Annotated in this window: 15 protein-coding genes; 11 read left to right on the plus strand and 4 right to left on the minus strand. The window is 71.9% G+C overall.

All coding sequences use genetic code 11. From position 1 onward, the window contains the following. Positions 1 to 89 precede the first annotated feature (89 nt). Positions 90 to 3,515 carry a S41 family peptidase gene (locus tag ACZ5DS_RS39110; protein ID WP_468248373.1) on the minus strand — a complete coding sequence of 1,142 codons (3,426 nt, stop codon included), beginning with the start codon at positions 3,513 to 3,515 and terminating at the stop codon, positions 90 to 92. Positions 3,516 to 3,682: 167 nt separating this feature from the next. Between ACZ5DS_RS39110 and ACZ5DS_RS39115 the strand changes: the two genes are divergently transcribed. From ACZ5DS_RS39115 to ACZ5DS_RS39125, 3 genes are all read left to right on the plus strand, one after another. Next, positions 3,683 to 4,285 (plus strand): TetR/AcrR family transcriptional regulator, encoded by a 603-nt coding sequence (locus ACZ5DS_RS39115; protein WP_468248376.1) that lies wholly within the window; start codon positions 3,683 to 3,685, stop codon positions 4,283 to 4,285. Positions 4,286 to 4,386: 101 nt separating this feature from the next. After that, complete coding sequence (locus ACZ5DS_RS39120) at positions 4,387 to 6,612, plus strand: MMPL family transporter (protein WP_468248377.1); 2,226 nt, start codon at positions 4,387 to 4,389, stop codon at positions 6,610 to 6,612. Positions 6,613 to 6,758: 146 nt separating this feature from the next. After that, the gene (locus tag ACZ5DS_RS39125) at positions 6,759 to 7,133 is read left to right on the plus strand and encodes a hypothetical protein (protein ID WP_468248379.1); all 375 of its coding nucleotides are present in this window, start codon (positions 6,759 to 6,761) and stop codon (positions 7,131 to 7,133) included. Here the strand turns inward: ACZ5DS_RS39125 and ACZ5DS_RS39130 are convergent. After that, positions 7,121 to 7,522 carry an ATP-binding protein gene (locus ACZ5DS_RS39130; RefSeq protein WP_468248382.1) on the minus strand — a complete coding sequence of 134 codons (402 nt, stop codon included), beginning with the start codon at positions 7,520 to 7,522 and terminating at the stop codon, positions 7,121 to 7,123. The genes ACZ5DS_RS39125 and ACZ5DS_RS39130 overlap by 13 nt on opposite strands. 138 nt (positions 7,523 to 7,660) lie before the next feature. On the opposite strand from ACZ5DS_RS39130, the gene ACZ5DS_RS39135 reads away from it, so the two are divergent. The 4 genes from ACZ5DS_RS39135 to ACZ5DS_RS39150 all read left to right on the plus strand — a co-directional run bounded on the left by ACZ5DS_RS39135 (position 7,661) and on the right by ACZ5DS_RS39150 (position 10,684). After that, the gene (locus ACZ5DS_RS39135; RefSeq protein ID WP_468248383.1) at positions 7,661 to 8,506 is read left to right on the plus strand and encodes a helix-turn-helix domain-containing protein; all 846 of its coding nucleotides are present in this window, start codon (positions 7,661 to 7,663) and stop codon (positions 8,504 to 8,506) included. Continuing rightward, the gene (locus ACZ5DS_RS39140; protein ID WP_468248386.1) at positions 8,503 to 8,751 is read left to right on the plus strand and encodes a DUF397 domain-containing protein; all 249 of its coding nucleotides are present in this window, start codon (positions 8,503 to 8,505) and stop codon (positions 8,749 to 8,751) included. The genes ACZ5DS_RS39135 and ACZ5DS_RS39140 overlap by 4 nt, the downstream gene beginning before the upstream one ends. A 575-nt stretch (positions 8,752 to 9,326) precedes the next feature. Then, on the plus strand, positions 9,327 to 9,842 hold the full coding sequence (locus ACZ5DS_RS39145) for a YbaK/EbsC family protein (protein WP_468248388.1): 516 nt from the start codon (positions 9,327 to 9,329) through the stop codon (positions 9,840 to 9,842). Next, positions 9,839 to 10,684, plus strand: a complete 846-nt coding sequence (locus ACZ5DS_RS39150; RefSeq protein ID WP_468248390.1) for an EamA family transporter — start codon at positions 9,839 to 9,841, stop codon at positions 10,682 to 10,684. The genes ACZ5DS_RS39145 and ACZ5DS_RS39150 overlap by 4 nt, the downstream gene beginning before the upstream one ends. 170 nt (positions 10,685 to 10,854) lie before the next feature. On the opposite strand, the gene ACZ5DS_RS39155 is transcribed toward ACZ5DS_RS39150, so the two are convergent. Beyond that, a complete protein-coding gene (locus ACZ5DS_RS39155; RefSeq protein WP_468248393.1) occupies positions 10,855 to 12,213 on the minus strand; it encodes a COG1470 family protein in 1,359 nt (452 codons plus the stop codon). A 232-nt stretch (positions 12,214 to 12,445) separates the two neighbouring features. Here ACZ5DS_RS39155 and ACZ5DS_RS39160 point away from each other — a divergent pair, with 232 nt between their 5' ends. The 4 genes from ACZ5DS_RS39160 (at position 12,446) to ACZ5DS_RS39175 (ending at position 19,381) form a co-directional block, all read left to right on the plus strand. Beyond that, the gene (locus tag ACZ5DS_RS39160; RefSeq protein WP_468248395.1) at positions 12,446 to 13,138 is read left to right on the plus strand and encodes a helix-turn-helix transcriptional regulator; all 693 of its coding nucleotides are present in this window, start codon (positions 12,446 to 12,448) and stop codon (positions 13,136 to 13,138) included. 194 nt (positions 13,139 to 13,332) lie between these two features. Continuing rightward, positions 13,333 to 16,491, plus strand: coding sequence for a hypothetical protein (locus ACZ5DS_RS39165; RefSeq protein WP_468248397.1), 3,159 nt, complete (start codon positions 13,333 to 13,335; stop codon positions 16,489 to 16,491). Then, a complete protein-coding gene (locus ACZ5DS_RS39170) occupies positions 16,488 to 17,195 on the plus strand; it encodes a Pvc16 family protein (RefSeq protein ID WP_468248400.1) in 708 nt (235 codons plus the stop codon). The genes ACZ5DS_RS39165 and ACZ5DS_RS39170 overlap by 4 nt, the downstream gene beginning before the upstream one ends. A gap of 143 nt (positions 17,196 to 17,338) precedes the next feature. After that, positions 17,339 to 19,381, plus strand: a complete 2,043-nt coding sequence (locus ACZ5DS_RS39175) for an ATP-binding protein (RefSeq protein WP_468248580.1) — start codon at positions 17,339 to 17,341, stop codon at positions 19,379 to 19,381. A gap of 96 nt (positions 19,382 to 19,477) precedes the next feature. On the opposite strand, the gene ACZ5DS_RS39180 is transcribed toward ACZ5DS_RS39175, so the two are convergent. Next, the gene (locus tag ACZ5DS_RS39180) at positions 19,478 to 21,295 is read right to left on the minus strand and encodes an eCIS core domain-containing protein (RefSeq protein WP_468248402.1); all 1,818 of its coding nucleotides are present in this window, start codon (positions 21,293 to 21,295) and stop codon (positions 19,478 to 19,480) included. Positions 21,296 to 21,462: the final 167 nt, after the last annotated feature.

Below are 21,462 nucleotides of genomic sequence, written 5' to 3' on the forward strand. Positions count from 1 at the left end.
AGTGGGTCGGCGCTCCCCCCCCCTTCTCCCTCCCCCCCCCCCCCCCTGCCCCCCGCCCCCCCCCCCCCCCCCCCCCCCCCCCCGCTTCGCTAGCGCGTCTTGCGTGGCGGCAGCTTCGGCCGCGAGCGGTTCGGTACGTCGCTGTAGTCCGGGGGGACCGCGGCGGGGTTGGTGTCGAGCAGTTCCACGGCCAGCTGTACGGCGTCGTCGAGTTGGGCGTGCCGGCCCTCGGCCCAGTCCAGGGGGGTGCGCAGGATCTCCAGGTCGGGGGCGACGCCGTGGTTCTCCACGGACCAGCCGTAGGCGTCGAACCAGGCGGCGTTCATCGGGACCGTGATCACCGTGCCGTCGCCCAGGCGGTGCCGGCCGGTCATGCCGACAACTCCGCCCCAGGTGCGCTGCCCGACGACCGGCCCGAGCTTCATCAGCTTGAAGGCGGCGGTGATCATGTCGCCGTCGGAGGAGGTCGCCTCATCGGCCAGGGCCACCACCGGGCCCCGGGGGGCGTTCGAGGTGTACGACACCGGCTGGGCGTTCCGGGTCAGGTCCCAGCCCAGGATGGTCCGGGTGAGCTGCTCGATGACGAGTTCGCTGATGTGCCCGCCCGCGTTGCCGCGCACGTCCACGATCAGCGCCGGCCGGGACACCTCCATGCGCAGGTCCCGGTTGAACTGGGCCCAGCCCGAGCCGCCCATGTCGGGGATGTGCAGGTAGCCGCACTTGCCGCCGCTCAACTCCCGGACGACGGCACGGCGTTTGGCGACCCAGTCCTGGTAGCGCAGCGGGCGTTCGTCGACGAGCGGGACGACGGCGATCCGCCGGGCCGGCCCCGCCTCGCCCTCGCCCGGGGTGAAGGTCAGCTCCACGGTCGTCCCGCCCGAGCCCGCGAGCAGCGGATACGGTCCCGCCACCGGGTCGACCGGACGGCCGTCCACGTGGGTCAGCACGGCACCCGGGCGGATGCCCGTCCCGGCCAGCGGGGAGCGTGCCTTGGAGTCGGACGAGTCGCCGGGCAGGATGCGTTTGACCGTCCAGCCGCCGTTCCGGCGTACGAAGTTGGCGCCGAGCAGGCCCTGCCAGCGCTGGTAGTGGGGCGGGCCCTCGTTGCGGCGGGCGGGGGTGACGTAGGCGTGCGAGGTGCCCAGCTCGCCCAGGACCTCGCGCAGCAGGTCGGCGAACTCGTCGGGGGAGGCGACCCGTTCGACCAGGGGCCGGTACTGGTCGAGCACCGCGGCCCAGTCGATGCCGCACATGCCCGGATCCCAGTAGTAGGCGCGGATGAGCCGGCCGGCCTCCTCGTACGACTGGCGCCACTCGGCACCCGGGTCGACCTCGTGCAGGATGCGGCGCAGGTCGATCCACACGGTCGTGTCGGCGTCGCCGGACTCGGTCGACGGCACCGCCCGCAGTTCGCCCTCGTCGACCACCACCAGCCGGGTCCCGTCCCCGCTCACCGCGAACCAGTCCAGATGGCCGACCAGTTCGGACTTCTTCGCCTTGGTGATGTTGAAGTACTCCAGCGTCGGGCGTCCGCTGATGTCGGCCGGGTTGACGAAGGTCTCGCCGAGCGCGCCGGAGATGGGCCAGCGCAGCCAGACCAGGCCGCCGCCCGCCACCGGGCACAGCGCGGAGTACTTCGAGGCGATGACCGGGAACGGCGTCACCCGGTTCTCCAGGCCCTCCACCTCCACGGTCACCGCTCCGCCCTCGCCGGTCTCCTCGTCCTCGAGGGGGTCCAGCCCGCCCGCCGCCGGCCGGCCCTCGGGGTTCAGGGCGAACGGGGACGGGGTCGCGGAGGACAGCGGGACCAGGTACGGGCGGCAGCCCAGCGGGAAGGACAGGTCGCCGGTGTGGACGTCGTACACCGGGTCGAAGCCGCGCCAGGACAGGAAGGCGAGGTAGCGGCCGTCCCGGGTGAAGACCGGGTTCTCGTCCTCGAAGCGGCCGTTGGTGACCTCCACGATGAGCCGGTCCTTGATACGGGCCAGCTTGATCTTCCGCAGCGAGCGGCCGATGCCCGGGTGGGACCAGGCGAGCCAGGAGCCGTCCGGGGAGAAAGAGAGATCGCGGACGGGCCCGTTGAGCGACCGGATGAGCTCGGTGACCTGCCCGTTCGCGGCTACGGCGCCTTCACCACCGGAGCCGGCGGAGTCGCCGGAGCCCTCCGAGCCTCCGGAGTCGCCAGAGCCTTCTGAGCTCTCTGGGCCTCCAGAGTCACCTGAGTCGCCAGAGCCCTCCGAGCCCCTGGCAGCCTCCTCGGCACCCTCCCCGGCGATCTCCCCACCACCCTCCTCCGCCACATCGATCAACAGCAGCCGCCCGTCGTGCGACGCGATCGCCAACCGCTCGCCCAGCGGGTCGGACACCATCTCCAGGACCCGGCCCAGCTTCCCCGAGGCCAGCCGGCGCGGGGTGCGGTCGCCGGTGGCACGGGGCAGTTGGGCGATCTCGATGGCGTCCTCGCCCTCGGCGTCCGTCACGTACGCCACCTGCCCGGTCGAGCCGAGCATCTCCGGCAGCCGGACCCGTACGCCGGGGGTGTCGGTGATGCTGCGCGCCGGGCCGTCCCGGTGGGTGAGCCAGTGCAGGCTCCCGCGGACGACGACGGCGCTGGCCCGCCCGGTCTCGTCCACGGAGATGCCGTCGACGTGCTGGGCGGCCGGCACCCGGTAGCTGCGGCGCCCCGCGCGCGGGCCGCTCAGCCGGATGTCGAGCTTGCGCGGTACGGCGCCCGGGGCGAGGTCGTCGACCAGCCACAGGTCGCCCGCGCACTGGTAGACCACCCGGGTGCCGTCGCTGGAGGCGTTGCGGGCGTAGAAGGCGTCGTGGTCGGTGTGACGGCGCAGGTCGGAGCCGTCGTAGGCGCACGAGTAGAGGTTGCCGACGCCCTCGTGGTCGGAGAGGAAGGCGATCCGGCCGCCGACGAACATGGGGGAGGCCAGATGGCCGCCGATGCCCTCCAGCAACCGCTGCCCGTGCAGCCACAGCCGGCCCATGGCGCCGCCCCGGTACCGCTTCCAGGAGGCCGGTTCGTGCGGCGGGGTGCCGGTGAGCAGCAGGGTCATGTGCACGCCGTCGATGTCGGCGACCTGGATGTCGGAGACCGGGCCCCAGGGCAGCTTGCGCCCTGGGTCGCCGTCGGTGGACACCTTGTAGGCCCAGGTGAAGTAGGAGAAGGGCTCGCCGTGGGAGGCGACGGCGAGGATGTCGCTGCCGCCGTCCCCGTTCGGGGGCGTCCAGCCGCAGACCTGCGTGTCGGCGCTGCCCCAGTACGTCAGCTGCCGCGCGGGTCCGCCGTCGACGCCGACGAGATGGATCTCGGGTACGAGGCTGCGCCAGGTGGTGTAGGCGATGTGCCGGCCGTCGGGCGAGAAGCGCGGGTGGCCCGCCTTGGTGCGGTCCACGGTGAGCCGCCAGGCGCGGCCCGGGGTGTCGAGGGGGGCCAGCCACAGGTCGTCCTCGGCCACGAAGCACAACAGGTCGCCGTTGAGGTGGGGAAGGCGCAGATAGCTCACCTCCCCATGCTTTTCCGGGGAAGGTGGCCCAGCAACTTATGGAAAACCGACAGGCGTGACCCAGCGCACGTACGAAACAGTTTCGTTTCGCTTGCTGCTGCGGTACATTCGTCACGTACGAAACCGTGTCGTTCGGAGCGGGCAACCGCATCGGGAAGGTGAGAGACATGGCTGAGGCCGCCACCGCGCGTCGCAGTCGGATCACGCCCGAGCGCGAGGCCGAGTTGTACGAGGCCGTGCTCGACCTGCTCCGGGAAGTCGGCTACGACGCCCTCACCATGGACGCCGTGGCCGCCCGCACCCGGTCCAGCAAGGCCACGCTCTACCGCCAGTGGGGCGGCAAGGCCGAGCTGGTGGCGAAGGCCGTGCGGCACAACAAACCGGGCCCCTCGCTCGAGGACATCGACACCGGGTCGCTCAGGGGCGACCTGCATGCCCTCACGATGCGTTCGGACGACTGCGAGATGGAACAGAACTCCGCGCTGATGCGGGGCCTGGCCATGGCGATGCACGGCAACCCGGATCTCCTGCGGGCGTTCCGGGACCATCTGATCGATCCGGAGATGGCGGCCTTCCGTCGTGTGCTGCAACGGGCGGTCGACCGGGGTGAGGTCCGCGCGGACAACCCGGCGCTCGACTACGTGATGCACATGATGATCGGCGGATTCGCCGCCCGCTCGCTGATCGACGAGCAGCCGCCGACGCAGGCCTTCCTCCTTTCGTACATCGACGCCGTGGTCCTCCCCGCCCTCGGCGTCACCACCGGCTGAACCTCTCCCCAGCAAGCCCACCACCTGACGTCACCGCTCACGTCGTCGGGCTGATCGCCCCTGCCCAGATGAACCCCACGACCTGACCGGGAGACGCCCTCGTGGCCACGTTCCTGTACAAACTCGGCCGGCTCGCCTTCAGGCGACGGCACTTCGTCGCCCTCATATGGGTCGCGCTGCTCACCCTCGCCGGGGTGGGCGCCGCCTCCGCGCCGGCCGCCGGCAACTCGTCCTTCTCCATCCCCGGCACCGAGGCGCAGAAGGCCTTCGACCTGCTGGAACAGCGCTTCCCCGGGATGAGCGCCGACGGCGCGACCGCGCGGGTCGTCTTCAAGGCGCCGAGCGGCGAGAAGATGACGGACAAGGACAACAAGGCGACCGTCCGCAAGACGGTGAAGGAGCTGCAGTCCGGCTCCGAGGTCACCTCCGTCGCCGACCCGTACACCGGGCACGCCGTCAGCAAGGACGGCACGATCGCGTACGCCTCGGTGAAGTACAAGGTCTCCGGCATGGAGCTGGAGGACTCCTCCCGCGACGCGCTGAAGGAGGCCGCGCAGCACGCGCGGGACGCCGGGCTCACGGTCGAGATCGGCGGTGACGCCCTGCAGGCGACGCCCGAAACCGGCTCCAGCGAGGTCATCGGCCTCGCGGTCGCCGCCGTCGTCCTCGTCATCACCTTCGGATCGCTGCTCGCGGCCGGATTCCCGCTGCTGACCGCGATCATCGGCGTCGGTATCGGCGTCTCCACGATCACCGCGCTGGCGAACGCCCTTGACCTGGGCACGACCACCTCCACCCTGGCGTCGATGATCGGCCTCGCCGTCGGCATCGACTACGCCCTCTTCATCGTCTCCCGCTACCGCGCCGAACTGGCCGAGGGCCGCGAGCGCGAGGACGCGGCCGGACGGGCCGTCGGCACGGCGGGCTCGGCGGTGGTCTTCGCGGGTCTCACCGTCGTCATCGCCCTGGTCGGCCTGTCCGTGGTCAACATCCCGATGCTGACCAAGATGGGCATCGCGGCCGCCGGCACGGTCGCCATCGCGGTCCTGATCGCGCTCACGCTCATCCCCGCGCTGCTCGGCTACGCGGGCCGCAAGATCAAGCCGGCCGGTGAGAAGAGCAAGCTGCTCGGCGGCGGCCGCAAGCCCAGGAAGGCGGACCGCCCCAACATGGGCACCCGCTGGGCGAGTTTCGTGGTCCGGCGCCCCGTCGCCGTCCTCCTCCTCGGTGTGATCGGCCTCGGCGCGGCGGCGGTCCCGGCCGCCTCCCTCGAACTGGGCCTGCCGGACGACGGCTCCCAGCCCGTCTCCACCACCCAGCGCCGCGCCTACGACCTCCTCTCCGAAGGCTTCGGACCGGGCTTCAACGGCCCGCTGATGGTCGTGGTCGACGCCAAGGACAGCCACAACCCGAAGGCGGCCTTCACCAAGGTCGGCGACGAGATCAAGGGCCTGAAGGACGTCGTCACGGTCACCCCGGCCGCGCCCAACAAGGCGGGCGACACCGCGACGATCACCGTCATCCCCGACTCCAAGCCGTCCTCGACCACCACCGAGGACCTGGTGCACGCGATCCGCGGCAAGGGCGCGGACATCACCTCCGCGACCGATGCGAAGCTGCTGGTCACCGGCTCGACGGCGATGAACATCGACGTCTCGCAGAAGCTGAACGACGCCCTGCTGCCGTATCTGGCGCTGGTGGTGGGCCTCGCGTTCCTGCTGCTGATCGTGGTCTTCCGCTCGATCCTCGTCCCGCTGAAGGCGGCCCTCGGCTTCCTGCTCAGCGTGATGGCGGCCCTCGGCGCCGTGGTCGCGGTCTTCCAGTGGGGCTGGCTGTCGGGCCTGATGAACGTCGAGGAGACCGGCCCGGTCATGTCGATGATGCCGATCTTCATGGTGGGTGTCGTCTTCGGCCTCGCGATGGACTACGAAGTCTTCCTGGTGACCCGCATGCGGGAGGCCTACGTCCACGGGGAGAAGCCCAGCCAGGCCGTCGTGACCGGCTTCAAGTACGGCGCCCGGGTCGTCACGGCCGCCGCGATCATCATGATCGCCGTCTTCTCCGGCTTCATCGGCTCCAGCGAGTCGATGGTCAAGATGATCGGCTTCGGCCTCGCCGTCGCCGTCTTCTTCGACGCGTTCATCGTCCGCATGGCCATCGTCCCGGCGGTGCTCGCGCTGCTCGGCAAGAAGGCCTGGTGGCTGCCGAGGTGGCTGGACCGCGCCCTGCCCAACGTGGACGTCGAGGGCGAGGGGCTGCGCACACAGTCCTCCGCGGACCGCAAGGACGCCGACCCCGACGAGGAACGGGAGCTGGTGCGCGTCTGACGTACCGCCGCTGAAAGACCGCCGGTGAGGGATCCGTGGGGACGGGGCGCCCTCACCGGCTTCTTTCGTGCCTGAGTACCCGAGGGGTACGCGCTGAGTATCCGCGCCCATGCCGCACCGGCGGCCCTCCACGCAGGATCGTCCCCGTGAACCCTGAGACGTATGCGACTCTGTACGGCCCCGCGCGGCCGGCACCGCGGAACAGCCGTGGCGAGACGGTGGTGGGCCTGCTGGCCGGCCTGCTCTGGATGCTCACCCTCGCCTCGCTCGGCTGGCTGACGTTCCTCGTGGGCATGACGGCCCTGTGGGGTCTGGCGGACGGTGTGTCCTGGGCGGAGACCCGGGCCTTCGTGCTGCCGTACGCCATGACCGTCGCCGGTGCCGCGATCGCCCTGGTCGCGCTGGCCTTCGCCCCCGGCGTCCGCCGCCTCACCCCGCTCACCCGCCTGCTCCTGCTGGGCGCCCTCGCCTGCCCGGTGCCGACCGGCCTCGCGCTGTGGTCGTGGGTTCAGGTCGGTTGAACCTCGGCCCACACCGTCTTGCGCGGGCGTGGGCCGTGCGCGACGCCCCAACGGTCGGCCAGCGCCGCCACGAGGAGAAGGCCGCGACCCGACTCGCCCTCGGGGGAGGGGCGTTCGAGGTGGGGGAGACGGTCACCGCGGGTGTCGGTGACCTCGATACGGAGGGTGTCGGCGACGACGTAGAGCGTCAGGCGGAAGTCGCGCCCGGGCACTCGGCCGTGGCTGACCGCGTTCGCGGCGAGCTCGGCGACGATCTGGGGCGCCCGGTCCAACGGGAGCCCCCAGATGCGGAGTTGCTCGGTGGCGAGCAGGCGGGCGCGGCGGGCGCCTTGGGGGGTGGGGGAGAGGCGGATGGTGAAGTGGGGGATGACGGGGGTTTCTTGATTCACGTTACTCAGCGTGGCCGGTTCTGCTTACGTAAGTGAGTGATGGTTTAGGTGCGTAGCGTGACTGTCCCCGGCTTTGTCTCGGCTGTCTTGGCTGTCTCGGGCGTTGTACGGGTACGAGTGCGCGTCGGAGGAGGAGTCATGAACGACGGTGTGGACGAGGCGGGTTGGGACGTCGAGCCGGGGGACGAGATCGAGCCGGTGGTACAGGCGGTGGGGCGCCTGCTCAAGGTGTGCCGGGAGGCAGCCGGGATGAGCGTGTCCGAGCTGGCCGAGGTTCTGGGCTACGGCGAGGACATGATCCGCAAGATCGAGCGCGGGGCGCGTATTCCTCGGCCGGAGTTCCTGGACAGGGCGGACCAGCTGCTGAAGGCGCAGGGGCATTTGCGGGCGTTCATGGAGGACATGAGGAAGGCTCGGTATCCGAAGAAGGTTCGGGAGCTGGCAGAGCTGGAGGGGCGGGCGGTGGAGATGCTGCTGTACGGCAGTCACAACATCCATGGCCTGCTGCAGACACCGGAGTACGCGCGAACGCTGTTCGAGATGACGCAGCCCGCGCTCAGTGAAGACGTCATGGAGCGGGAAACCGCGGCGCGCATGGCGCGTAAGGCCGTCTTCGAGCGCGAGCCTGCCCCGACGCTCAGTTTCGTCCAAGAACAGGTGACGCTCGAACGCCCATACGGTGGGAAGATGGTGCTGCGCCGACAGCTCGAACACCTCTTGGAGGTAGCGCAGTTGCGGAACGTCATGCTTCAGGTCATGCCGACCGATCGGGAGGAGCACGCAGGATCGCAGGGCCTGATCCAGGTGCTGAAGTTTGCCGATGGCACGGCGATCGGACGTTCCAGCGGTGCGTTCAACGGCCGCCCGGTCTCACACCCCAAGGATCTCCGGATCCTTGAGTTGCGCTATGGCATGATCCGGGCGCAGGCTCTCACGCCGAGGGAGTCGCAGACCTTCATCGAGCAAGTGCTGGGGAGACTATGAGCACCGCTGAACTCCACTGGTTCAAGAGCAGCTACAGCGACAGCGGCGAACCCGGCGACTGCGTCGAAGTGGCCCTGGACTGGTTCAAGAGCAGCTACAGCGACAGCAGCAACGGCAACGACTGCGTCGAAGTGGCCACCACCCCCGCCACCATCCACATCCGCGACTCCAAGACCCCCGACACCGCGCAGCTGAAGCTGACCCCCTCCGCCTGGGCCGTTTTCCTCACCCACGCTGCGAAGTGACCGTAGGGGCCGCCCGCTTCTCGGCATTGTCGTGCTTCCACGGCCCGCCTCAAGGGCGCTTCGCGTCGCCTTCGGCGATGGCCCTCCGGGCCACCCTTGACCCGGGCCGCTCCAGCACGGGTAAGAAGCGAGCGAGCGGCCCGGAAAGGCGGGGTCCCGGCCGGGGTTCGCGAGCAACGGTCGGCTGTGACGGCACCCTCTGCCGGCGGGCGCGGTCGCGCCTCGCCAGCACGCCGGGTCCGCTTGGCGGCTGACGGCCGGTGGGGGAGGCGTCACAGGTGACACACACGCGCACCTCACCCACCTCACCCCACCCTCTCAGGCAGCAACTGGTGGATTTGTGCCAGGAGGTCGAAGGAAAGTCGCAGGTCAGGCGCATGATCCCGTCCGGCGGAGTGGGACAGATGCACCAGTCATGGCTCAGCACAGCCTCGCGGAAGCACGACACTGGCCAAGAAGCGGGCGGCCCCACGGTCACCAGGAAGCGCCGCTCGCGGAAGCGCCGTTCGCTCGGGGAACTCACGCTCGGGTAACTCGGTCGCCTGCGCCGTACACCCACCGCTACCGTGCCCTCCATGACGACGACAGCCGCCACTGACGCCGACGAATCCGGAGCCCACCCCCGTTTCGCCGAAGCCCTCCGCGCGCTCGGGCTGGAGGACGTCCTCGCCCGTACCCGGCGGTTCCCGGAGGCCACCCGGACCGCGGCAGAGGCCGCCGCAGCGATCGGGTGCGAGCTGAGCCAGATCTGCAAGTCGCTGATCTTCGCCGCCGACGGGGTGCCCGTGCTGGTGCTGATGGACGGGGCCTCGCGCGTGGACGTGGAGCGGGTGCGGGAGGAGCTGGGGGCCGGGAAGGTGAGCCGGGCCGACGCCGGTGTTGTACGGGAGACCACGGGGTACGCCATCGGCGGCGTACCGCCCTTCGGGCACCGTACCCGCACCCGGGTCCTCGCCGACCGCTCGCTGCTCGTGCACGACGTGGTGTGGGCGGCGGCCGGTACGCCGCACACCGTCTTCCCCATCGAGCCGAAGGCGCTCGTGGCCCATGCCGGTGCCGACCTGGTGGACGTCCGCGAGCAGACCGCGTGACGCCGCTGGTCGCCGCGGCGGTGCTGTTCGCCGCGGTCACGCACGCCAGCTGGAACGCCATCGCGCACCGGATCACCGACAAGCTGGTCGGGTTCACGCTGATCTGCGGCGGCGGCGTGCTCGTCGGGCTCGCGGTGGCGCCGTTCGTGGCGTTTCCGGCGGGGCCGGCCTGGCCGTACCTGTTCGTCTCCGCGGGTGTGCACGTCGTTTACATGACGCTGCTCATGACCTCGTTCCGGCTGGGCGACTTCGGGCAGGCGTACCCGATCGCGCGGGGGAGCGCGCCGCTGGTGGTGACCGTGCTGGCGGCGGTGTTCGCGCACGAGGTGCCCGGGGCGTGGTCGGCGGCCGGCATCGCCGTGTCGTGCCTCGGGCTCACCGGTGTCAGCCTGTGGGGGCTGCGCGGGCACCGGCCCAACTGGGCCGCGATCGGTGCCGCCCTGGCGACCGGGCTGACGATCGCCGCGTACACGGTGATCGACGGTCTGGGCGTGCGCGCCTCCCACTCGCCGCTCGGCTACATCGCCTGGCTGCTGGCCGTCCAGGGAGTCGTCATCCCGGCGTACATGTACGCGCGCGTGCGCGGCGACACGGTCCGGTTGCTCCGGCCGTACGCCACCCTCGGTCTCCTCGGTTCCGCCCTGTCCTCCGCCGCGTACGCCCTCGTCCTGTGGGCCCAGACCCGCGCCGCACTCGCCCCCATCGCCGCCCTGCGCGAGTCCTCGATCATCGTCGGCGCGGCCATCGGCGCGCTGTTCTTCAAGGAGCGCTTCGGCGTGCCCCGGCTCGCGGCGGCGGGTCTGCTGGTCGTGGGGATCGGGTTGATGCTCTACGCGGGGTAGCGCACGCCCCGGCGCACGGTCGCGGCCTGTTCCGTCTCCGGTTTCCGTCTCCGGTCCGGGTGTCGTTTCTGGCCTGGGAATGTCGATTTCAGGCCGGAACAAAATCTAACTCTTTACATAAGCCGTCGGCATCGATCGACAATGTCCCGGAATTCGGAAGGCCCGGTTCATTACCTGGTACGGCTGAGCACTCCGCTGACGTTCAGGACCTCGTGGCACCCCTGTGCCTGACGGCCGGTGGCCGGTGTACCCGGCTTCGCGCACGTCACGTTGATGGTCACGCTGTCGTTCGCGGGGATCTTGATGGGGGTCACCCAGTGGTAGTCCTGGTTCCGGAAGGTCTCCAGCGCGATCGTGGTGATTTTGCGCTCGCCGAACGTGATCGTCAGCACCCCTTCGTCGCCCTGGAAGTTGGCGACGACGATGTCCGTGACCCCGAAGACACTGTCCTCGGGCACCTTGTAGGTACCGGTCTTGGTCTCGCCGCCGGGCGTCTTCAGGTCGATGGTCGCCGAGCTCTGCTGACCGCCGCCCACCGAGGTGCCGTCGCCCGAGGTGCCGTCGCCCGAGGTGCCGTCGCCCGAGGTGCCGCCACCGCCGGGTCCGGATGGTGCCCCCGACGCCTGGCCACCGGGCTTGTTGCCCGAACCGGTGCCCGGAGAGCTCCCGTCGCCCATGCCCCCGGGGGGTGTGGGGCGCGGCTGGACCGCTTCGGTGGCCGCTGCCTTGGCGGCGCTGCGCACCGCCGGACGGACCAGTGCGAACCAGGCGAGCAACAGCGCGAGCAGCGCGGCGAGCAGCGCGAGCAGCCACTTCGGGAAGATGGGGATCTGGACGAACTCCGCGTCCAGCGGTGCCCGTACGACGGGCTCGTCCCGCCGCTCGGCCGTCTCCTCCTGGTCCCCGGTTTCGGCGGTGTCCACGGTGAAGGGCCACACCACGGGATTGCCGAACCACACCGGCTTGGCCGTGCGGACCCGCAGCACGACCTCCGTCGATTCCCCGGGCTCCAGCTTCGGCTCCACAGGGGTGAAGGCGAACCCCAGCTCCTCGCCGGCCTGGCCTGGAGTGAAACGTATCTGCACCGGGGTGTTGCCCTGGTTGCGCACCGCCAGCCGATAGCGGCCGCGCAGCCAGCCGCGCCGACGGCGCGGGGCCAGCTCGGTCCGCAGCTCGTGGAACTCCGTGACATGCACGACGGTTTCGAGGACCCGCACCGACTCCGGGTGCTCGGTCGGCAGCACCCGTATGCCGAGCGGCTTGTCGCCGGCCCGGATCTCCGGAGAGCGCGGCGGTGCCAGACGGATCGTCACCGTCTCGGAGGTGCCGGGATACAGCGAAACACGCGCGGGTTCCACCGTGGTCCAGGGGGTGCAGTCGCCGACGACCTCCAGGCGGTACGCCTCGACGATGTCGCTGTCGTTGCGCACGGTCAGGGTGGTGGTGGCGGTGTCACCCGGCGTCACCGTCACGGCCGGGATGTCGAGGCCGGGTGCACCGGGTCCGGAAGAGGCTGCGGAAGGCGTCACGCCAGCACGCTAGGAGAGCACCCCTGAACGCGGCGAGGAACGCGAGGGCAACACCTGGGCAGTCACGGTGCCCCGGAAGTCAAATCGAACGCCTTTGTGACGTCTGGTTGTCGGTGTGGCGCGCCTCGTCCAGCACGCCCCCCTGCCGTGGTCGCCTCAAGTGGCACCCCTTACCCCCACAGACTCATGAAACAGGTACCTGATGTTGAGAGTTGAGGAGTATGGCCCCGTTATGTCCGACGTCACGTCACATACGTCCGCTCAGATCGGCTCGACCCACCGGACCTCCCGCTCCGCTCGCCCGAACCGGGTGACCGTAACCGTCTACGCTGCCGATCCGGTGCTGCGCGTCGGCATCGTCCAGCAGCTGCGCCAGCGCCCCGAGATCGACCTGGTCGATGAGACCGACGCGGAACGGGCCCAGGTGTCGCTGGTGGTCGTGGACAGCGTCGACGACGACGTGGCCGCCCTGCTCAACCGGCTGCGCCACAACAACGCCACCCGAACGGGCCTCGTGGTCGGCAGACTCGGGACCGGCGGGCTGCAACGCGTCATCGAGTGCGGCGTGGCGGCGGTGCTGCGCCGCGCCGAGGCCGATCAGGACCAACTCCTGCGCCTGGTCATGGCGATAGCCAACGGCGAGGGTGTACTGCCCGGCGACCTGCTCGGCAAGCTGCTCACCCACGTCGGCAGCATGCAGCGCTCGGCGCTCGACCCGGGGAGCCTGTCGCTGTCCACCCTGACGACGCGCGAGGCGGACATGCTGCGCCTGGTGGCGGAGGGCCTGGACACCGCGGAGATCGCCCGCAAGACCGCGTACTCCGAACGAACCGTCAAGAACGTCCTGCACGAGATCATCACCCGGCTGCAGCTGCGCAACCGGGCCCACGCGGTCGGCTACGCGCTGCGCAACGGGCTGATCTGACGGACGGGGCCGTCGGGCCGGCCGCGGGCCGGCCGGACAGCCGGCCCGACGGCGGCCGGGAACCCGGCACTGCCCGAAAGCGCACCGCACGCTTCCCCCGGGTACGGCCCCGCAGCCCTGCCGCGCCGCGCGCGGTCGGCGCAGGGTGGCGGGGGCACATCCAGATGCCGCACCAGACTGCGAAGGGGACCGTGATGGAAACCGCTGGCCCCGGCGGGCGGTACCGCCTGGGGAGACTCGGGTCGTCGTTGCTGCTGCTCATCCCGCTGCTCGGGGTGGCCGCGGCCGCCGGGCCGGGCAGCGCCGAGCCCCAGGCGAAGCCGGCCGACGCCGCGGCCACCCGCGTCGCGTACGCCGGTACCCGGCACCGCAGTCTCGGCCGGGTCGCCACCACCACCTCCAGCACACCGCTGTTCGGCGCCGGCCCGGCCCACTACGACGTCCAGCCGTCCGCTCTCGGCGACCAGATGGTCTTCGCCGGCCGCCGCGACGAGAGGAAACCGCAGATCTACCTGCGGGCCGCCGACGGTTCGGTACGCCGTCTCACCAGCGGTCTGGACGCGGCACACCCCCGGCTGACACCGGACGGCCGGACCGTGGTGTTCGACTCGGCCGCACCCGGCGGCCCGGACGGCGGGACCCAGCGCGACCTGTGGCTGGTGCGCACCGACGGTACCGGCCTGACCCGGCTGACCGACACGCCCGCCGATGAGGAGTGCCCGACCGTGTCCCCGGACGGGCAGCGCCTGGCGTACTCCAGCGACAGCGACCCGGCGGCCGGCCGGCAGATCTATGTCCGGCCCCTGAACGGCGGCACCGCCACCCGGGTCACCGACCCGGCGAACGGCACGGCCACCGAGCCTGCGTGGAACCCGGTCGACGACGCCGAGAACCGGAACTGGATCGCGTACACCGCCACGACCACCGCCGATGGCAAGTCCGTGCCCCGCCTGCGGGTGACGAACGCGGATGGCACCGGCGACGAGCCGCTCCTCGGGGGCGCGCGGGCACAGTGGCGTGCCCACGGGGCAGCGTGGCTGCCCGACGGGGACGGTGTGCTGTTCCTGAGCCCTGAAATCACCTGTGAGTGCGAGGGCGACTGGGACCACGTGTTCCGGTCGACCGCCCACTCCGACCAAGTCCCCTCGCTGGTGCTCAATGAGAACCGGGAGGTTCACTCGCCCACCTGGCTCGGGCCGCTCGACGGCGGCGGTGTGGTCGTGGAGCGCACGTCGGCGGCCACCCCGCACGTGGTGACGCTGCAGGACGTCCGGATGGACGGGGCCGACCCCCGCGACCTGGGGCTGACCATCCTCGACGAGGACCCGGCGGCCGACACCAACACCGATCCCGCCAAGGACCCGCTGTTCCAGCCCGCGGCCGGTTACGACCCGTGGACCGAGCGGCAGAACTACACGCCCGACGGCCGCCGGATCGTCGTCACCCGCTTCGAGAACAACGCCGACGGCAAGCGGATCGAGCGGATCTGGGCGACGGACGCCGACGGCTCCCACGCGGCGCCCATGCCGCTCGCGGGACGCGGCCCGACGGACTGGGACACCGATCCGACGTTCTCCCCGGACGGCAAGTACCTCGCCTTCACCCGGACTTCGCCAGGCGGTGTCGGGGAGGGCGCGGGGCCCAGCCGTATCCTCATCGCGGATGTCGCCACGGGCGCGATCACCGGCGAGATCACCCCGCCGGCCGGGCAGCTCCAGGGCAAGGACGCCCAGCCCACCTGGTCCTCCGACGGCACCACCCTGGCCTTCACCCGCACCATGGAGATCAACGGGGGCGGCGGCAACAAGCACATCTGGACCGTGCCGGTGAACAACCTGTCCCAGCAGCGCGACCTGAGTGCCACGAACTGCCCGGGCAGCTGCCAGGTCATCGACGACAGCCCGGCGTTCTCCCCGGACGGTCTCAGGATCGCCTTCAACCGCAAGAACGGCGCCGGCCGCATCGACGAGCAGAACGGCATCCTCCTGACGTCGCTGTCGGGCGACGACTGCCAGGTGCTGCTGCCCACCGCCGCCCGCGACCTGCCCGGCGCCTGCGGCCGGGAACTGCCGGAGAACACCGGCCCGTTCCAGCCACGGGACGCCGCCTGGACCGCCGACGGCACGGGTCTGGTGCTCAGCGCCCGTCCCCAACGCGAGGTCGACTCGCCCGAGAAGCTGCAGCTCTTGGACATCGCGTCCGGCGAGCTCACCCACATCACCAACGATCTCCCGGGCCGCCAGAAGGAACCCAGTGTCCAGCAGTCCGTGGACCTCGCCGTCCGGGCGCCCGGCACCGCCCCGGAGGTCACCGTCGGCGACTCCACCACGGTCCGTGTCGACCTCGTGAACCACGGCCCCGCGGCCTCCCCCGGCACCCGGCTGACCGCCGCCCCGCCGACCGGCGTGCGGATCACCCGGATGACCTGGCCCGGCGGAACCTGCGACGCCGCCTCCCTCCAGTGCACCGTCGGCGTGGTACCGCCCGGCACGACCGTCCCGGTGGACGTCACCCTCACCGGGGTCACGCCCGGTGACGCGCCGGTCGACTGGTCGGTCACCGGCGCGGTCCTGGATCCGCAGCCCAGCGACAACGCGGGCCGGACCGTGGTGCCGGTGCGCGAGGCCACGCCGCCCACGCCGACCCCGTCCCCGACCCCGACCCGGACCCCGCCGCCCACCGTGCCCCCGGAGCCGGAGGAGCCCAAGGCCGGACCCGGGGTGCGCGTCACGGCCCAGCCGAACCCCGGCTACGTCGGCGGGCGCGTGGTCGTCACGTACACGGTGCGCAACGGCCGCAACGCGCTCGCGACCGGGCTGCGGCTGCGCATCGGCCTGCCCGACGGCATCCCGAACAGCGGGCCGCCGGAGGGCTGCGACCGCTCCTGGGTGTGCGCGCTGCCGGACCTGGAGCCGGGCGCGAGCACCGTCGTACGCGCCGTGCTCAGCCCCGACAAGGCGCTGACCGGCCGTGTCACCGGCGTCCTCACCACCACCGGGACGGACGCCGACAAAAGCGACAACACCGCACGGCAGCGGCTGCGCATCCTGCAGCCGCGCATCATCGCGGTGCCGGAGATCGGCAAGCCCGGGTTCGTCACCTCGGTGCGCGGCAAGGACTTCCCGCCGGGCGTGCCGGTGCGGTTCACCTGGAAGCCGGGGATCACCGCGGCGGCGGCGCCCACCGTTCCGAAGCCGGACGGCACGTTCATCGGCCAGCTGCTCATCCTCGCCAAGGACCAGACCGGACCGCGCATCATCACCGCCAAGGGACCCGGATTCTCCCCGGTGACCACCGACTTCCTGGTGGTCAACGGCAGCGTGCAGCCGCCCGACGAGGTGACCCGCCGGTGATCCACGAGGTCGACGAGGGGCTGCGCCGTCTGCTCGGCGAGTCGGGCCTGGAGGCATCGGGCGTCGACGTCGTCTTCGACGCCCCCACCCGGGACTGGGCGGCGCGCCGCAGCGCCCCGACGGTCTGCGTCTTCCTGTACCACATCCGCGAGGACGCCACCCGGCGCGGCAGCGGCGCCGGGGAGGTGTACGACGCGGACGGGCATCTGGTGGCGCGGCGCAGCCCGCCGCGCTGGTTCGAGCTGACGTACATGGTCACGGCGTGGGCGAACCGCCCGCTGGACGAACACCGGCTGCTCTCGCAGGTGCTCACCTGTCTGGTGGCCCACGACACGCTTCCGGCGGGGCTGCTCACCGGCACGCTCGCCAGGCTCGGCCTGTCCGTGGGACTGGACACCGCCGGGGCCGGGCTCGACGCACCGGCCGCCTCCGATGTGTGGTCCGCGCTCGGCGGGGAGATGAAGGCCTCGCTCGGGGTGCAGGTGCGGGCACCGCTCGCCGGCATGTCCACGGCCGCCGCACCACCGGTCACCGAAGGCCTCGTCATCCGCTCCGCGGCCGGGCGCGAGGGCGAAGAAGCGACGCCCGGGCGCAGGCTGCGCTACACGGAGGTCAGCGATCCGGGGCCGGAGGGCTTCACCGGCCCGCGCGAGCGCCCGCCCGCCCCCGCCCGACGCCGCCGCAGGGGGGACCGCCAGCCGTGACAGACACCGCCGAACATGTCGCGGACGCCCCAGCCGAAAGCGAAGCCGACGTGGCCGGCCGCTCCGGTACCGAAGCCGGCGTGGCCGCCCGAAGCGCTGCCCGAACCGACGTCCGACGTGCTGCCGAAGCCGCTCCCGCCGACGTGGACCACCTGTGGGCACGGCTCGCCGTGGTCGAGGGGCGGGTGCGGCACGCGGTGGCGGCCCGCCGGGCCGGCGACCCCGACCCCGACGACCCGTACCGGGGCCAGTACCTCACTCCCGAGGCGGCGGCCCGCATCCTCGACGAGCCGGGCGGCCTCGACGTGTCCGCCCACGAGCCCTGGCACCCGCCGGCCGGTTCCGTCCTCGACGGCCTGGCCCGGCGGTTCGGCCTGTCCTCACTGGACATGGACCTGCTGCTGGTCGCGGTGGCACCGGACCTGGACGCGCGGTTCGAACGGCTCTACGGCTACCTCAACGACGACCTGACGCGCCGTCGGCCCACGGTGGGGCTCGCCCTGGAGCTGTGCGGGCTGGGAGGCGCGTCATCCGCCCGGTTCCGGCTCGCCCCCGGCGCGCCGCTCACCGAGGCCGGCCTGGTGGAGATCACCGAGCCGGAACGGCCGCCGCTCTCCCGCGTCCTGGCGGTCCCCGACCGGGTCACCGCGCACCTCCTGGGCAGCGCGCGGCCCGACGCCCGGCTCGCCGGGGTGCTCGGCGAGGCTCGGGAGGACCCGACCGCCCAGGCGGCGGACGTGCACCGGACGGCGGCCGCGGCCGGAACCGGGTGCGGCCTCGTCCACCTGCTCAGCCGGGGCGGCGACGCCGAGGGGCTGGCGGCCTCCGCCCTGCGCGAGGCCGGGCTGCGGGCCCTCGCCCTGGACGCGGCGGCACTCGCCCGGCGCTCGTGCGACGTGCCGGAACTCGCCCGGACCGCCGCCCGTGAAGCCCGGCTGACCGGCGCCGGGGTCGTCCTCGGACCGCTGCAGGCGCTGCCCGAGGAACCCGCCGAACGGGCCCGTACACTCACGGCGTTGTGCGCGGCGCTGCGCGGGATCCCCCTGATCACGCACGGCACCATCGGCTGGGATCCGGTGTGGGCCGCCGACGCCCCCGTTGTCCTGACCGTGCCCGCGCCGTCTCCGGAGCGGCAGGCCGCGCGCTGGCGGCACGCCCTGGAGCGGGCCGCCGGTGACAGCTCCATGACCGGCGACGCCGCGGCGCTCGCCCTGGCGGTCGCCGCGCATCGCCTGGACTCCGGGCAGGTGCGCCGCGCCGCCGACGCGGCGGTGCGCACGGCCGCCCTCGCAGGCCGCCAGGTCGGCCCCGACGACCTGCGCACCGCCGTGCGGGCCCAGAACGGTGCGGGGCTCGCCCGGCTCGCCCGCCGGGTTGAGCCGGGCGTCGGCTGGGACGACCTGGTGCTCCCGGCGCCCACGCACCGCAGGCTGCGCGAACTCGCGCTGCGTGCCCGCCACCGCGAGCAGGTGCTCGGGCAGTGGGGGATGCGGCCCGGCGGCGGCCGGGGACGCGGAGTGATCGCGCTGTTCGCCGGTGAGTCGGGCACCGGCAAGACCATGTCCGCCGAGGTCGTCGCGGCGGACCTGGGCATGGACCTGTACGTGGTGGACCTGTCCACGGTCGTCGACAAGTACGTCGGGGAGACCGAGAAGAACCTGGAGCGGATCTTCACCGAGGCGTCGGCGGTCAACGCCGTGCTGCTCTTCGACGAGGCCGACGCGATCTTCGGCAAGCGCTCGGAGGTGAAGGACGCGCACGACCGGCACGCCAACATCGAGTCGGCGTACCTGCTGCAGCGCATGGAGTCCTTCGACGGGATCGCGGTGCTGACCACCAACCTGCGGGCCAACCTGGACGAGGCGTTCACCCGCCGGCTGGACGTCGTGGCGGACTTCCCGGTGCCCGACGCCGGCCAGCGCCGCGCCCTGTGGGAGCGGTGCCTGGGCTACCGACTGCCCCGCGCCGAGGACCTGGACCTCGGCTTCTGCGCGGACCGCTTCGAACTGGCCGGCGGTTCGATCCGGGCCTGCGCGGTGACGGCGGCCTACCTGGCGGCGGAGTCCGGCAGCCCGCTCACCATGCGGCAGGTGGTGACGGCGGTCGCCCAGGAGTACCGGAAGCTCGGACGACTGGTCCTGGAGGGCGAGTTCGGGCCGTACCTCGCGGAGGCCCTCGACGCCTGAGGGGCGGGCCGCCGACGTCGTGTCAGGAGGCGTGCCACCCCCGGGCCTTGCCGACATCGATGCCGCCCGGCCGCATCGACTGCTGCCGCATCCAGGTCACTTGGCCGCCTCCAGGCCGGGGTCCTGTGCGGCCTCCTCCTGCGCCTGTCGCAGGGACTGGGTCAGGTACTCCTGCAACTCCTGGCGCTGGCCGCCGGGCTCGCTGATGACCGTCGGGCCGGGACCGCCCAGGCCCTCGACGAAGAAGTCGTGGGAGACCTCCGGGCCGGGACCGCCCAGGCCCTCGATGAAGAAGTCGAGGTCTGGGGCCTGCTGTCCGAAATGCTGGGAGGGCGTGAAATCGGGCGACCCCATCGACTTGAAGCTCGGGATCTTGATCGTGCCGGTGGTCTGCCTGGGCGCAGGTTTGTTCCTCCGGTACCAGTCGGACTCGTACTGGGGGGCGGTCGCTCCGATCTGATCGGACAGCAGATCCATGGCCTGGCCGGACTCCAGGGCGTCGGCGATTTGTTCCAGGGACCGCCCGCCCTGGAACAGCTCCTCCATGTCCTTGAAGATCACCGGCTTGAACCCCGCCGCCAGGAGCAGCCGGGGCAGCAGCACATGGACGTTGAGCCGCCGGTTGGTGTCGTCGTACGGGTGGATGATGTGGATGGTCCGCACCACCCAGCCGATGGCCTTCAACCGCTCGCGGGGGGTGTCAGCCGCGTCGAGTTTCCCGTAGAAGCGGTCGAGGACTTCGGTGACGATCCCCTCGACCTCGGAGTCCTTGTAGAGGGTCTGGTTGAGCATCACGTCCACCCCGCGCTCGAAGTGGCCGGTCCAGGTGAGCGCGTCGGGCCGGATGCCGAAGGGCAGCAGCGGGTCCGCCTTGACCATGAGTTTCCTGCCGCCGATCTCCTCGTTGAGCACCGAGGGCGTCGGGGAGTCGGCACGGAGCGGATAGTTGGTGGCATATCCAGCCGCACCGGACTTGTCCGTCTTCTCCTTCAGTTGGGAGCCCACGGCGTCGTGCATGGCCTCGTACGTGCGGAAGTCGACGCGGTCGCCGATGGTCTCCGGGTCGTTCAGGTAGCGGTCGTAGGCGGCGGTCATGCTGCCCTGGAATCCCGGCGACTGCTGGTGGTCGTACAACTCCCCGGGGTTGTCCGGGTGCTTCTGGCGTGCCTCCTCGTGGTGCAGGGGGTCGAGGTAGGCGCGGTACCACTCCTCGCGGGGCAGCACATCCTCCAGCCGTTTGGCCCCCGACTGGCCAGGGGTGCTGACGCGTTGTACCGGCGTGCCCCCGGTACGGTGAATCCCCCGGGGGCCCTCATGGCTCGCCTGTTGCACGGGAGCGGGGCCCGCCATGATCCGGTGCGCGTTCGCCTCCGCCTCCCGCTCGAACCGGTCCGAAGGATCGGACACGCCCAGACCGTCTCCGTGGTCCGTGCCCGCCACCGGCCCGTTCCGCTGCTGCACCACATGGGTGAGTTCGTGCGCCAGGGTGTGTTTGTCGCCGCCGCCGTCGCCGAGTACGACATGGCTGCCGGAGGTGTAGGCGCGCGCCCCGATGGCGCGGGCCGAGCGGGAGGCCTCGGCCCCGGTGTGCAGCCGCACGCCGGAGAAGTCGGTTCCGAAACGGGACTCCATCTCCTGGCGCACCGGCGTGGCGAGCGGCTTGCCGGCCGAGCGCAGGACCTCGTGCACCCCGGTGTCGGGCTGCTCCGCGGCGGCCGTGGTGCGCGCACGGCGGGCGATCATGCCCGTCACGGCGGCGTTGCCCGCACCGCTCTGGGCCGCCCGGAGCGCGTCGGCGGTGAGCGGGGGCGGCACGGCGGCACCGCCCCCGGGCGTCTCCTGCCGGGCGGCTGTCCGGCCACGCGTCGACTGCCGGATCTCGGTCCGCTCGGTGCGCGGCTTGCCTGTCTGCACCTGCTGCCTCCTCGTCGGCGCGACTCTGGGCGGCCCCAGTGGACCGCGCGGGCAGACGCCTCGTCCAGGTCCGTGCGGGCAGCGTGAGGGCAATGCGGGGCGACGCCCGGGCGGTCCGCGCGGGCGTCCGGAAAGGCAGCGGCCTTGCCCCTGTCCGGGTCCGTGGG

The organism is Streptomyces sp. NPDC031100 (assembly GCF_055570785.1).